General features: G+C 66.5%; 12 protein-coding genes. 4 read left to right on the top strand and 8 right to left on the bottom strand.

Going from position 1 to position 12,604, the window contains the following annotated elements:
- Positions 1 to 52 precede the first annotated feature (52 nt).
- The 3 genes from ACLB6G_RS08635 to ACLB6G_RS08625 are packed head-to-tail and all read left to right on the top strand — an operon-like array spanning position 53 to position 4,328.
- On the top strand, positions 53 to 760 hold the full coding sequence (locus ACLB6G_RS08635) for an ABC transporter ATP-binding protein (protein ID WP_410355734.1): 708 nt from the start codon (positions 53 to 55) through the stop codon (positions 758 to 760).
- Complete coding sequence (locus tag ACLB6G_RS08630) at positions 754 to 3,126, top strand: ABC transporter permease (protein WP_410355733.1); 2,373 nt, start codon at positions 754 to 756, stop codon at positions 3,124 to 3,126. Before ACLB6G_RS08635 ends, ACLB6G_RS08630 begins: the two co-directional genes overlap by 7 nt.
- A gap of 5 nt (positions 3,127 to 3,131) precedes the next feature.
- Entirely contained in the window at positions 3,132 to 4,328 is a 1,197-nt protein-coding gene (locus ACLB6G_RS08625) for an efflux RND transporter periplasmic adaptor subunit (RefSeq protein WP_410355732.1), read from the top strand.
- Between the two features lie 4 nt (positions 4,329 to 4,332).
- Here ACLB6G_RS08625 and ACLB6G_RS08620 read toward each other — a convergent pair whose 3' ends face one another.
- From ACLB6G_RS08620 to purD, 6 genes are all read right to left on the bottom strand, one after another.
- The gene (locus ACLB6G_RS08620; protein ID WP_410355731.1) at positions 4,333 to 4,695 is read right to left on the bottom strand and encodes a SpoIIAA family protein; all 363 of its coding nucleotides are present in this window, start codon (positions 4,693 to 4,695) and stop codon (positions 4,333 to 4,335) included.
- A gap of 61 nt (positions 4,696 to 4,756) precedes the next feature.
- A complete protein-coding gene (locus ACLB6G_RS08615) occupies positions 4,757 to 5,521 on the bottom strand; it encodes an enoyl-CoA hydratase/isomerase family protein (RefSeq protein WP_410355730.1) in 765 nt (254 codons plus the stop codon).
- Complete coding sequence (locus ACLB6G_RS08610) at positions 5,518 to 6,828, bottom strand: phenylacetate--CoA ligase family protein (protein ID WP_410355729.1); 1,311 nt, start codon at positions 6,826 to 6,828, stop codon at positions 5,518 to 5,520. Before ACLB6G_RS08610 ends, ACLB6G_RS08615 begins: the two co-directional genes overlap by 4 nt.
- On the bottom strand, positions 6,825 to 7,541 hold the full coding sequence (locus tag ACLB6G_RS08605) for a TetR/AcrR family transcriptional regulator (protein ID WP_410355728.1): 717 nt from the start codon (positions 7,539 to 7,541) through the stop codon (positions 6,825 to 6,827). Before ACLB6G_RS08605 ends, ACLB6G_RS08610 begins: the two co-directional genes overlap by 4 nt.
- A gap of 101 nt (positions 7,542 to 7,642) precedes the next feature.
- On the bottom strand, positions 7,643 to 7,990 hold the full coding sequence (gene arsC, locus ACLB6G_RS08600; RefSeq protein WP_410355727.1) for an arsenate reductase (glutaredoxin): 348 nt from the start codon (positions 7,988 to 7,990) through the stop codon (positions 7,643 to 7,645).
- A 5-nt stretch (positions 7,991 to 7,995) separates the two neighbouring features.
- A complete protein-coding gene (gene purD / locus ACLB6G_RS08595; RefSeq protein ID WP_410355726.1) occupies positions 7,996 to 9,279 on the bottom strand; it encodes a phosphoribosylamine--glycine ligase in 1,284 nt (427 codons plus the stop codon).
- Between the two features lie 137 nt (positions 9,280 to 9,416).
- Here purD and ubiA point away from each other — a divergent pair, with 137 nt between their 5' ends.
- On the top strand, positions 9,417 to 10,400 hold the full coding sequence (ubiA, locus tag ACLB6G_RS08590; protein WP_410355725.1) for a 4-hydroxybenzoate octaprenyltransferase: 984 nt from the start codon (positions 9,417 to 9,419) through the stop codon (positions 10,398 to 10,400).
- Positions 10,401 to 10,412: 12 nt separating this feature from the next.
- On the opposite strand, the gene ACLB6G_RS08585 is transcribed toward ubiA, so the two are convergent.
- Together ACLB6G_RS08585 and ACLB6G_RS08580 are read right to left on the bottom strand one after the other, a co-directional pair.
- Entirely contained in the window at positions 10,413 to 10,973 is a 561-nt protein-coding gene (locus ACLB6G_RS08585; protein WP_410355724.1) for a DUF6101 family protein, read from the bottom strand.
- Between the two features lie 222 nt (positions 10,974 to 11,195).
- On the bottom strand, positions 11,196 to 12,602 hold the full coding sequence (locus tag ACLB6G_RS08580; protein WP_410355723.1) for an FAD-binding oxidoreductase: 1,407 nt from the start codon (positions 12,600 to 12,602) through the stop codon (positions 11,196 to 11,198).
- Positions 12,603 to 12,604 lie beyond the last annotated feature (2 nt).

The raw sequence follows: 12,604 nt of genomic DNA, 5'->3' as shown, positions 1-12,604 counted from the left end.
GAAAACTGCACGCTGGCCCGGCTTTACGGAATGGCGAGGGCAGATAGGAACCATGGCCGATCCGGTCTTCATTGCCGATGACGTGACAAAGGTCTACCGGACCGAGAGCGTGACCGTTCATGCCCTGCGCGGCGTGGACATGAAGCTCCATGAAGGCGAGATGGCCGTTCTGCTGGGGCCGTCCGGATCGGGAAAATCGACGCTTCTCAATATCCTCGGCGGGCTGGATACGGCCACGTCCGGCAGCGTCCTGTTTCGAGGCACCGAGCTGACGAAATGCAGCGAACGGGAGCTGACCCGCTACCGGCGCGACCATGTCGGCTTCGTCTTCCAGTTCTACAACCTCATCCCGAGCCTCTCGGCCTGGGAGAATGTCGCGCTGGTCACCGAGATAGCCCGCGATCCGATGAGCCCGTCGGAGGCGCTTGAAATGGTCGGGCTCCACGAGCGCCAGCGCCATTTCCCGGCCGAACTGTCGGGCGGCGAACAGCAGCGCGTCGCCATTGCCCGCGCCATCGCCAAGCGTCCCGATGTCCTGCTGTGCGATGAACCCACCGGCGCGCTCGATTCCGCAACCGGGGTCAAGGTTCTCGAGGCGCTGCAGCGCATCAATGCCGATCTCGGCACCACCACGGCCATCATCACCCACAATGCCGCCATTCAGGCCATGGCGCATCGTGTGTTCAATTTCCATGACGGGCGCATCGCCTCCGAACACGAGAACGAAACGCGCCTCGCCGCCGCGGAGGTCGAATGGTGAGGCTCGCCATGCTTGACCGCAAGGTGCTGCGCGACCTCGCGCGCCTTTGGGCGCAGGCACTGGCCATCGCCCTCGTCATGGCCTGCGGCGTGATGACCATCGTGCTGGCTGTCGGCGCCGCGCGTTCACTGGAAGAGACCCGCCAGGCCTATTACGACCGCTACCGTTTCGGTCATGTCTTTGCCGCGGCCAGCCGCGCGCCTCTCACGCTCGGCCGCGAGATCGCGCGTATCGACGGCGTTTCAGCCGTCGGCATGCGCATCGTCAAGCCCGCCGTGCTCGACATTCCCGGCATGGCGGTGCCAGCGACCGGCCTGGCGGTTTCGCTGCCGCGGTCGGGCGAAGCGCCGGTCAATGCGCTCTACCTGCGCGAAGGCCGTCTGCCGCGCGCCGGTTCCACCCGTGAGATCGCCGTGGACGAACGCTTCGCCCGCGCCCACGGTTTCAAGCCGGGCGACGGCTTTTCCGCCATCCTCGGCGGTCACAAGCTCACGCTGACGATCACCGCCATCGTTCTCTCGCCCGAATATGTCTATGCCATCGGGCCCGGTGACATGGTGCCCGATGACCGCCGTTTCGCCGTTTTCTGGATGCCGCGCCCCGCCATGGAGGGTCTGTTCGACATGGCCGGTGCCTTCAACGACCTGTCGGTGATTCTGCTGCGCGGGGCTTCCGAAGCGCGCGTGATCGACGCGGTGGACCGCCTGCTCGAACCCTATGGCGGGCGCGGGGCCTATGACCGCGAGGAGCAGACGTCGAATGCCTTCCTGTCGGCCGAACTGACCCAGCTGAACGCCATGGCGCGTGTCATTCCGCCGGTCTTTCTCTTCGTCTCGGCGTTCCTGGTCAACATGATCCTGTCACGCCTCGTGGCGCTGGAGCGCGAGCAGATCGGCCTGCTGAAGGCCTGCGGTTATTCATCCGCTTCCGTCGCCTGGCATTATGCGAAGCTGGTCATCGCCATCGCCCTTGTCGGGCTGGCCATCGGCGGCATTGCCGGCAACTGGCTCGGCCAGGCGCTGACGCGCCTTTACGCGGATTTCTTCTCCTTTCCCTTTCTCATCTTCCGCCAGAGCATCGACCTTTACCTGCTGGCGGCCATTGTTTCCGTCGCCGCCGCGCTGGCCGGTGCCGCAAGGGCCATCTGGACCGCGGTCAGCCTGCCGCCGGCTGTCGCCATGCGCCCGCCCGCGCCGGCGCGCTACCGCTCCGTCCTGGCGGGCCGCGAGGGCGTGCCGCAATTGATGTCGCGCCTGACGACGATGGCGCTGCGCCAGATGGTGCACCGCCCCCTGCGCACGGCATTGACGACGCTCGGCCTGTCCTTTTCCGTGGCTCTCCTCGTCACCGCACTGTTTTCCAACGATTCCATAGAGGTGATGATCGATACGGTCTTCTTCCGGGCCGAACGCGCCGATGCCCGCCTGTCCTTCGGCCAGGAACAGGCGCCCGGGATCATCCACGATGTCGCCCGCCTGCCGGGCGTGCTGCGCGCCGAGACGTTCCGCTCCGTCCCGGTCATCATCCGCAATGCAGGCACGGAAAAGCGCGTCGCCATCACCGGCATCGCGCCGGGAACACGGCTGTCGCAGGTGCTCGATCTCGACGGCAGTCCGGCCGCCATGCCGGATCGCGGGCTCCTGCTCACGGACCGGCTGGCCCGCCAGCTTCAGGCGCCGCCGGGAACGCTGGTCGCCGTCGAACTGATCGGCCAGGGCCGGCGGGTGGCCGAGGTTCCCGTCACGGCCATCGTGGAAAGCTATGTCGGTCTCGGCGCCCATATGCATCTGGATGCGCTCGACCGGCTGGCTGGTCCCGGTCCCCGTGTCTCGGGCGCATGGGTGGAAGTGGATGCAACCCGGCTGGATGACCTCTACGAGAAGATCAAGACGCTGCCCGCGCTGGGCTCCATCGCGCTCCAGAATGTCTCGCGCGAGAAGTTCCGCGAAACCATCGGCGACAATATCCTGACCATGATGACGGTTTACGTGTCCATTGCCGTGATCGTCGCCTTTGGCGTGGTCTACAATTCGGCCCGTATCCAGTTGTCCGAAAGGGCGCGCGAACTGGCCAGCCTGCGTGTGCTGGGTTTCACCCGCGCCGAGGTCAGCCGGGTCCTGCTCACCGAGATGGTCATCGTGGCGCTGGCCGCCCAGCCGCTCGGATGGGCGATCGGCTACGGGTTTTCGCTGTCCGTGATCGAAGGCTTTGCAAGCGACCTTTTCCGCGTGCCCTTCGTCATCTATCCCTCAACCTATGCCTTTGCGAGCCTGGTGGTCCTGCTGGCCGCCGGCGCATCGGCCCTGATCGTGCGCCGCCGGGTCAACCGGCTGGACATGATCCGTGTCCTGAAAACCAGGGAGTAGTCCCCATGTCCGGTCACTGGCTGCGCAACGCCGTCATCCTCGCCGTCCTTGCCGCTCTGGGCGCCGGTTTCTGGTGGGCCTTCAAGCCCCGCCCGGTGCCCGCCGACATGGAGACCGTTGCGCGCGGCCCGATGACCGTGACCGTCGAGGAAGACGGCGAGACCCGTGTGCGCGAGATCTACCGCATTTCCGCGCCCGTCGCCGGCAATGTCGGCCGCTCCCTCCTGGAAGTGGGCGACCCCGTGGTCGCGGGCCAAACGGTGGTGGCAACCATCAATCCGGTCACCCCGCCGATCATCGACGAACGCACACGCGCGGAAGCCCGCGCCCGGGTGGAGGCCGCCCGGGCAGCCGTCACCGTGGCCGAGGCGCAGGCCGAAAGCGCCCGCGCCGCGCTCGACCTCGCGACATCCGAGCAGGATCGCGCCATGCGGCTGGCCCGGCAGGGCACGATTTCGGAAAGCCGGCTGGAAAGCGCGCGCATCGACGTGGATGTGAAAAAGGCCGCCGTGCAGAGTGCCGAAGCCCAGGTGGTGCTCAGGAAAAGCGAACTGGCCAGCGCCCGCGCCGCGCTCATCCAGCCCGGTGACGAGGTAATGAAGGAGCCGGACGACAATTGCTGCTACCGGGTCCGTTCGCCCGCCGATGGCGTCATCCTGTCGCTGGCCGTGAAGAGCGAGCAGGTGGTGCAGGCCGGAATGGAACTGGCCACGGTCGGCGATCCGTCGAAGCTGGAAGTGGTGGCCGAACTCCTGTCCTCCGACGCCACCCGCCTGAAGCCCGGCGTTCGCGCCACCATTCGCGGCTGGGGCGGCGACCCGGTGCCGGCCACGCTGCGCAGGGTCGATCCGGCCGGCTTCACCAAGGTCTCCGCGCTCGGCATCGAGGAGAAGCGCGTCAATGCCGTGCTCGACCTGGACCGGCCGGAACCGGCGCTTGGTCACGGCTTCCGCGTCCGCGTGGCGCTGGAAACCTGGAGCGAGCCCGACGTGCTGGCCGTGCCCATCGCGGCCCTCTTCCGCACCGGCGGCGACTGGACCGTCTTCGTGGTGGAGGAAGGCCGCGCCGTGGTGCGCAAGGTGGAACTCGGCCAGATGAATGACGAGAAGGCGCAGGTGCTTTCCGGCCTTCAGGCCGGCGACACCGTCATCGTCTATCCCGGCGACCAGGTGGCCGACGGCGTGCTGGTGGAACCGCGGTGAGGCGTCATTTCGACGACTGCGAAAGCACCCATTGCTTTGCCTCTTCTCGCTCTCCGGCATCGAAATGGCGCATGGGCTCCTTGAAAAACGCCTTGGAGAGCTTTGTCGCCCACTCCTTCCAGCCGCCATCGCTGATGATGGCCGCAGGGCCGATCTGCTCGCGATGGGTCGTGTCGAATTTCATGTCGCTCCAGAGGGCAGCCGGTTCGTAGCCCTCCAGCCTGGTCGCGTCGATGACCATGGGCACCTTGCCCTGCATCTCGGCGAATTGCTCGAACACCGGTTCGAACGCCTCGATGTCGGCCGCGGAGATCTGGCCGGAAGCATCCAGGATCATGACGCCGTTTTCCCGTTCGATTGTCAGCATGTGTGCCTCCTGTTTTCCGCATAACGGAAGGCTGCCGGGGAATGTTTCAAATATCGGCCGGTCAGAACGCCTTGAGCAGCCGCGTCGTCTCCGGGTCCATGAAACCCGCGACGGTGGCTTCCGTTTCGAGGTCCAGCGCCCGGCGGATATCGGCCATCGCCGACTGGTTCAGCACCCGCTTCATGGCGCGCACCGAAAGCGGCGGCAATTGCGCCAGCCTCGACGCCATTTCCTCTGCCACGTCCATCACCACGTCGTCGCCCACCACCCTGTTGGCAAGGCCGAGACCATGCAGGGTTTCGGCGTCGTAGCGCTCGCCGAGGAACAGCATTTCGCGCGCCTTGGACAGTCCCACCAGTGCCGGCAGCATGGACGTGACGGCGCCGGTGACGAACAGGTTCAGCGAGACCTCGGGGAAGAAACCCTTGGCGCTCTTGCCCCAGACGGAGAAGTCGCAATTGATCGCCCACTCGAACCCGCCGCCGACAGCCCAGCCCTTGATGGCGCCCACCACGGGCTTGGCCCCGAACACGATGGCCACCGTTGCCCGCTGGATGGCGTCCACCAGGTCGCGGGCCTGTTCCGCGCTTTCCGGGTGGACGTGGTCGCGCCGGTCGTCGCCCGCGCAGAAGGCGCGGCCTTCGCCGGTGAAAACGATGGCCCGCGTGCCGGGATCCGCATTGGCATCGTCGAAGGCGCGCGCCACGTCGTCGATCAGCGCCCGGTTCATGGCGTTCAGGCTCTCCGGGCGGTTGAGCGCGATGATGCGCACGCCGTCATGCTTGCCCATGCGGCTGTTGATCGTGGCATAGGTGAAATCGCTCATGAATGGCTCCTGATCACGCGTTTCGTCTTGCCCTCGGTGACGGGGAAATGGCCTGGCGGCACGATCTCCACCCGCGCGCTCGCACCGAGTGTGCGCTTGATGGCGTCTTCCACCGCCCGCGCCAGTGCGCCGGTATCGGCCACGTCGGCGCCCTGTTTCATCTCCGCCTGTACAGGCAGGTGGTCGTGGGGCGGCGGCGTGTCGAGCACGATGCGGTAATCGCCGGACAATTCACTGAAGCCGCCGATCACCGCGGCAACCATGGTGGGAAACATGTTCAGCCCGCGCACCACCACCATGTCGTCGGACCGGCCGACGACGCGGAACCGGAAGCCGTGCCGCCCGCAGGCACACGGCGCGGTCTCGTCCACGGCGATGATGTCGCCGGTGCGGAAGCGCACCAGCGGCTGGCATTCCTTCAGCAGATGGGTCAGCACCAGTTCGCCCTCCACCCCCGGCTCGAAGGCGAGCGCTGCGCCGCTTTCCGGGTCGATGATCTCGGGGAACAGGATGTCGGAGGCCATGAAATGCAGCCGCGTGTCATGGGTGCATTGCGCCGCGAAATTCGACAGCACGTCCGATACGCCGTAATTCGCATTGCGCGCCGCCATGCCCCAGGTGTTTTCGACGCGGGTGCGGAAGGCCGGATCGTCCAGCCCCGGCTCGCCGCCGAACAGGCCGAGCTTCAAGCCGAGGTCACGCGGGTCAAGGCCGGGATGGCGCTCGCGGATCACCTTTTCCAGGACGGAAGGGTAGGACGGCGTGCAGGAAATGGCGTTGATGCCGGTCTCGCGGATGGTGCGGATCAGGAGATCGGTGGAGCCGGTGCCGAAGGGCACCACTGCGGCGCCCGTCGCCTCCAGCGTCATGTGATCGCTAACCCCGCCCATCCACATCTGGTAGTTCAGGCAGTGGACGACCATATGCGACGGCGTCAGCCCCGCCGCACGGTGGCTGCGCCCGCCCACTTGCGCGGTCACATGGGCGTCCAGCGCCGAAAGCGCGATGTTCATCGCCTGGCCGGTCGTGCCGGACGTGCGGTGCAGTCGGTTGACCGTTTCCAGCCCGGTGGAAAGGTAATCGCCGAAGGGCGGATGCGCAGCTTGCGACAGGCGCAGTCCTGCCTTGTCGCAAAAGGGCAGGGCGGCAAGGTCGGCCAGTTTCTCAGGGGGCGACGCGCCGGCCCAATGTGCGTTGAGGAAAGGGGAATGCGCCATCACGTGCCGGCGCTGTTTCTCCCAGGCCGCCTGCTGGTGCGGCGCAAGTTCCGCCGCGCTCATCCGCTCGGCATTCTCGATCAGGCTCATGGCTCCATGCCCTTTTTCCACAGCGTGGTCAGCGTTTCGATGACCGTCTCCTCATCGGTCGAAAGGCGCCCGAGCGCCGCGTCCTCCAGCAGCAGCCATTGCACAAGGTATTGATCCACCATGCCGCCCAGCGCATAGGCGCGCCGCGTGATCTCGTCCGGGGCCAGGGAGAGGGGACCGGCCTTGCGGCGCATCGCTCCGGCCACGGTCGCCGCCCACTGCGCGTTGAGCGCCTGGAACGCTGCGCGGCATTGCGGCATGGCGTCGAGCCCGCCGGCCATGTGGCGCATCAGCCCGGCATGGCTCCGGAACAGGCGCACATAGGCGGCGGTGGCGCCCTTCACCGGATCGCCGCCGGGCTCTGCGGATGCCGAATGCATGCGCTCTCTCAGGAAGTCCGCAAAGCCGCTCAGCACCGCGCCCGCGCAATCGGCCCGGTCGGCGAAATGCAGGTAGAACGTGCCATGGGCCACGCCCGCCGCCTTGCAGATGGCCGCGACGGTCGGCACCGGCGCGCCCGATCGCTCCATCAGCCGGGCACAGGCGGCAAGCAGACGCGCGCGCGTCCGCTCCGCCTTGCCGCCTTCGCCGGTCGCCGCGTCCAGCACGGCAGCATAGGCCGCCGGCCGTTTGCCAACCGGATGAGGACCGGGGCTGGCCGCCCGGGTATCAGGGCGGTCATCCGCCACGGCATTTGCACCCTGTTTCGCCATTCACGGTCCGCTCTTCAAAAATGAAACTGATATCAGTGTCATTTCTGGATGAAAGTCAAGGCCACCCTGTCTGCCGTGAACAGCTGGCCAGGCGGATTGAATCAGAGGATTTCGAGGATGCGTTCCGTGGGCCGGCCGAGCCGTGCGCCCTTTTCCGTCACCACGACCGGCCGGTTCAAGAGGGAAGGGTGCCCGGCCATGAAGTCGAGAAGCTCATCGTCGCTCCATTTCTCATCGTCGAGGCCGAGTTCCTCGTAGGGCGAACCCTGCTTGCGCAGAAGCGCGCGCACCGGTTCGCCTGTCGCCTTGACCAGCGCGGCCAGTTCGTCGCGTGTCGGCGGTGTTTTCAGATACTCGACCACACGCGGCTCAATGCCCTTTTCCTGCAGCAGGGCCAGCGCCTGGCGCGACTTGGAGCAGCGCGGATTGTGGTAGATCGTCACGTCCATGGTGGTCAGACCTTTGCCTGTTCGCGCGCAATCGCCCGCCAGCCAATGTCCGAACGTGTGAAGCCGTCCGCCCAGCGGATACGGCTGACAGCGTCATAGGCCCTGTCGCGCGCTTCTGTCACGCTCGCGCCCGTGGCGGTGACGTTCAGCACGCGTCCGCCATTGCCGACGATCCGCCCGTCCTTCTCCGCCGTTCCGGCATGGAAGACCTTGACCTCCTCCAGCGCGTCGGCCTCTTCCAGCCCTTCGATCACGCCGCCCTTTTTCGGTGTCCCGGGATAGCCGGCCCCGGCCATCACCACCGTCAGCGCCACATCGTCTTTCCATTCAATCCTCTTTCCGGCCAGATCGCCGGTCGCGGCCGCCATCAGCAGCGGCAGCAGGTCGCTTTCCATGCGCATCATCAGCACCTGGCATTCCGGATCGCCGAAGCGCACGTTGTATTCGATCAGCTTGGGCCCCTGATCCGTGATCATCAGCCCGGCATAGAGCACGCCGGCAAACGGCATGCCCGCTTCCGCCATGCCGGTCATTGTCGGCGCGATGATGGTTTCCATCACGGCGGCGACCAGCGCGTCGCTCATCACCGGTGCCGGCGAATAGGCGCCCATGCCGCCCGTGTTCGGCCCTGTGTCGCCGTCACCCACCCGCTTGTGATCCTGCGCCGTCGTGAGCGGCAGCGCCGTGGCGCCATCGCACAGGCAGAAGAAGCTTGCTTCCTCGCCGATAAGGCATTCCTCGATGACGACACTTGCGCCGGCCTCGCCGAAGGCGCCCTCGAAACAGTCGTCGATGGCTGCGCAGGCCTCGTCCACCGTTTCGGCGACCGTGACGCCCTTGCCCGCGGCAAGCCCGTCGGCCTTGACGACGATGGGCGCGCCCTGCGCCCGCACGTAAGCCTTGGCCTTGGGCGCATTGTTGAACGAGGCCCAGGCCGCCGTGGGAATGGCCTTGCGGTCGCACAGCGCCTTGGTGAACTCCTTGGAGCCTTCCAGTTGCGCGGCATCCTTGGAAGCGCCGAACACGGCGATCCCGGCCGCCTTGAGATCGTCGGCCAGGCCGGTCACCAGCGGCGCTTCAGGCCCGACAACCACCAGCGCGATAGCCTTCTCCTTGCAGAATGCGGCAACCGCATCGTGATCGCTGACATCCAGTGCGACGCAGGTCGCTTCCTGTGCGATGCCCGGATTGCCCGGCGCGGCATAGAGCGCATCCAGATGCGGCGATTGCGCGATCTTCCATGCAAGGGCGTGCTCGCGCCCGCCCGATCCGATCAGCAGCACATTCATGCGGTCCACTCCGTTGCAAGCCGTGTGCGGCGGGTTTGCCCCCCGCACGCGTTCGCGTCAAGCGCGCCCGCCCGCGATCAACCGGATTCCGCCCCGCCTGCTTGACGCGCCGCCGCCTGCCTGTCACTCAGGCGGGCATGGAAACAGTGCAGTCAAGAGACAAGCAGGGCAGGGTGGCCGACGCGCCGTCGGGCCATTGGGTCTATCGCATCCTTCCGCGCGGCCTGTGGCCCTATGCGCAACTGGCCCGGTGGGACAGACCCATCGGCTGGTGGCTGCTGCTGTGGCCGTGCTGGTGGTCGGCTGCGATGGCTGCGTCGGCTGGCGGCAGGCTGGGTGCGCCGTTGATGGACATGCTGCCGTCGCCTCTCGTGCTGGCGCTGTTTCTCATCGGCGCGGTGGCCATGCGCGGCGCGGGCTGCACCTATAACGACCTGGTGGACCAGGGCATCGACGAGCAGGTGGCGCGCACGCGCTCGCGGCCCTTGCCCTCCGGCCAGGTGAGCCGGAAACAGGCCTGGGTCTTTCTCGCCCTCCAGGCGCTGGCGGGCCTTCTCGTGCTTGTCCAGTTCAATGGCTTCGCCATCCTGCTCGGCATCGCCTCGCTGGCCGTGGTCGCCATCTACCCCTTTGCCAAGCGCTTTACCAACTGGCCGCAATTCTTTCTGGGACTTGCCTTTTCCTGGGGTGCGCTGATGGGCTGGGCGGTGGAATTCGGCTCGCTCGCCGCGCCCGCCTTGCTGCTCTACTGCGGCGCGATCCTGTGGACCATCGGCTACGACACCATCTATGCCCACCAGGACAAGGAGGACGACGCGCTGGTCGGCGTGAAGTCCACCGCGCGCCTGTTCGGCAGCCGCACGAAGTTCGCGCTGACCATGCTCTATTCGGGCGCTCTCCTGTTCTTCGCCATGGCGTTCATGGAGGCGGATGTGCCGTTTCCGGCGCTGGCGGGGCTCGTCGCCGCTGCCTTTCACATGGTGCGCCAGATCCGCGTGCTCGACATCGACGATCCCGACCAGTGCCTGCGGCTGTTCAAGTCGAACAGCCATCTGGGCTGGCTTGTTTTCCTCGGCCTGCTCGGCGGCGCTGTCTGGGCGGGTGTCTCGTCCGGGTTCTGAGGGCCGGGCCTGTCACGAACGGGCGATAATCTCCTCGCCCTCGATGACGAGGCGGAGCGCGCTGTCGCCGACCTGCCTGCGCATCAGGAACCGGGCGCGCGGCCGGCGCGGGGTCCGGCGTGGCCGCCGTTCCTGCGGTTCGCCGGTTTTCACCGCGCCGAGGCTTTCCTCCAGCGAACGGGCCACGCCGTCGGCCTCGAACAGCAGCATGGGCAGCTTGCAGCGCTCCGACCAAGCCCGCCAGTCAGCCGCGATGTCGTAGAGATCGCCGGCCACCAGCAGCGGCACGCACAGCGCCGGGTCCGCATGCAGCAGTTCCAGCGTCACGGTCACTTCGCCATATTCGTCCTCGATGGCCCGCGCCGCCACCCCGCGATAGGCCTTGTAGGGCAGGGCCAGCGAACACGGCAGCCCCGACCGGGAAAGGACCTTGCGTACCGAAACGCCGGTGGCATGGATCGTGAACGTCACATCACTGTCGTCCGGCGCCGCATAGCTGGCGATCTGGGGCAATCGGGCCGGGTCGAGACGCATGTCGCGTCCGGCCCATGCGGGCTTGGTGTTGGTCTGCATTTCACGCCTTCCTGTAAGACTTCCCGGGCCGCTTCTTTCTGGCTCCGGCGGACCGGTTTTCCGGTCTCGTTGGAAGGGGATATTAGCGACCGCTGTTTCCGGTCCGCTTAAGGAAGACGGTTAAATTTTACTCGCTGCGACGGAGGGTTAGCGCTTCGTCACCCGGTGTAACGAAGTCTCAGGAAATCTTTCCAGTCCCTTGATAATAGAATGAGCAAAGGCTCATATCACCTTGCCGGGATTCATGATTCCGGCCGGATCGAAAGCGGCCTTGATGCGGCGCATGAGGTCGATGCCGACCGGCGGCGCGGTTTCAAGAAGCTCGGCGCGCTTCATCTGGCCGATGCCGTGCTCGGCCGATATGGAGCCGTCCATGGTCCGCACGACATCGTGAACAGCCTTGTTCATCGGTTTGTAAAGGCTGAGGAAATCCGGATCGCCGTCGGCCGGTTCGGAGATGTTGTAATGCAGGTTGCCGTCGCCCATGTGGCCGAAGCAGACAACCCGCGCCTTCGGGCTGACGCTCCTGACCGCCTTCTCGGCCTCGCGGATGAAGGCCGGAATTGCCGCGACGGGCACCGAAATGTCGTGCTTGATGGAGGCGCCGGCCGGCTTCTGCGCATCCGACAGGGTCTCGCGCAGACGCCAGAAGGCTTGCGCCTGGGCCAGCGACGCGGCCAGCACGGCGTCCTGCACCAGGCCCTGTTCGTACGCGGTTTCGAGGATGGATTCGGTCACCGTCCGCGCATCCTCCGGCGAACGTCCCGACGAGACCTCCATGAGCACCAGCCAGGGGTGATGACCTTCGAGCGGCGCCATGTTGCCAGGAATGTTGGTGACGGCGAAATCCATGGCCATGTCGCGCACGAGTTCAAACGCGGTCAGCCCGCTGCCGGCCCGCGCCGTGGCGAGGTTGAAGAGCGCCAGCGCCGACTCGGGACTGTCGAGCCCGATCCAGGCAACCTCCTGCCCCCTGGGTTTGGGAAACAGCTTCATCACCGCGGCGGTGATGACGCCCAGCGTACCTTCCGCCCCGACGAAGAGATTCTTCAGGTCGTAGCCGGTATTGTCCTTTTTCAGCTTGCGCAGGTCGTCCAGCACCTCGCCGGTCGGCAGAACCACCTCCACCCCGAGGCAAAGTTCGCGCGCATTGCCATAGGCGAGCACGCCGGTGCCGCCGGCATTGGAGGAAAGGTTGCCGCCGATCTGGCAGGAACCCTGGCTGCCCAGCGAAAGCGGGAACAGCAGCCCGGCCGCATCGGCGGCTTCCTGGATGGTCTGCAACACCGTGCCTGCCTCCACGGTGATGGTGGCGCTGTCGCGGTCCAGTTCGCGAATGCGGTTCAGGCGCGACAGCGACAGGATGATGGCCTTGCCGCTCGGGTCGGGCATCTGGCCGCCGACGAGGCCCGTATTGCCGCCCTGCGGCACGACAGGGGTGCCGGTCTCGCTGGCAAGTGCCATGATGGCGGAAACCTCCTCCACGCTGCCCGGCTTGAGCACCATGGCCGCCTTGCCGCCCCAGAGCCCGCGCGGCTCCTTCAGGTGCGGCGCCATGGCATCGTCGCCGGTCAGCGCGTGGGCGGCGCCGACGATGCTCGCGAAGCGGTTCCTGAGCGTGTTGTCCATGA

Origin of the sequence: Zhengella sedimenti (assembly GCF_046506625.1) — a bacterium.
In the GTDB taxonomy this organism is placed as follows: Bacteria; Pseudomonadota; Alphaproteobacteria; order Rhizobiales; family Rhizobiaceae; genus Zhengella; species Zhengella sedimenti.
This window is presented reverse-complemented; position numbering and strand designations above follow the sequence as displayed.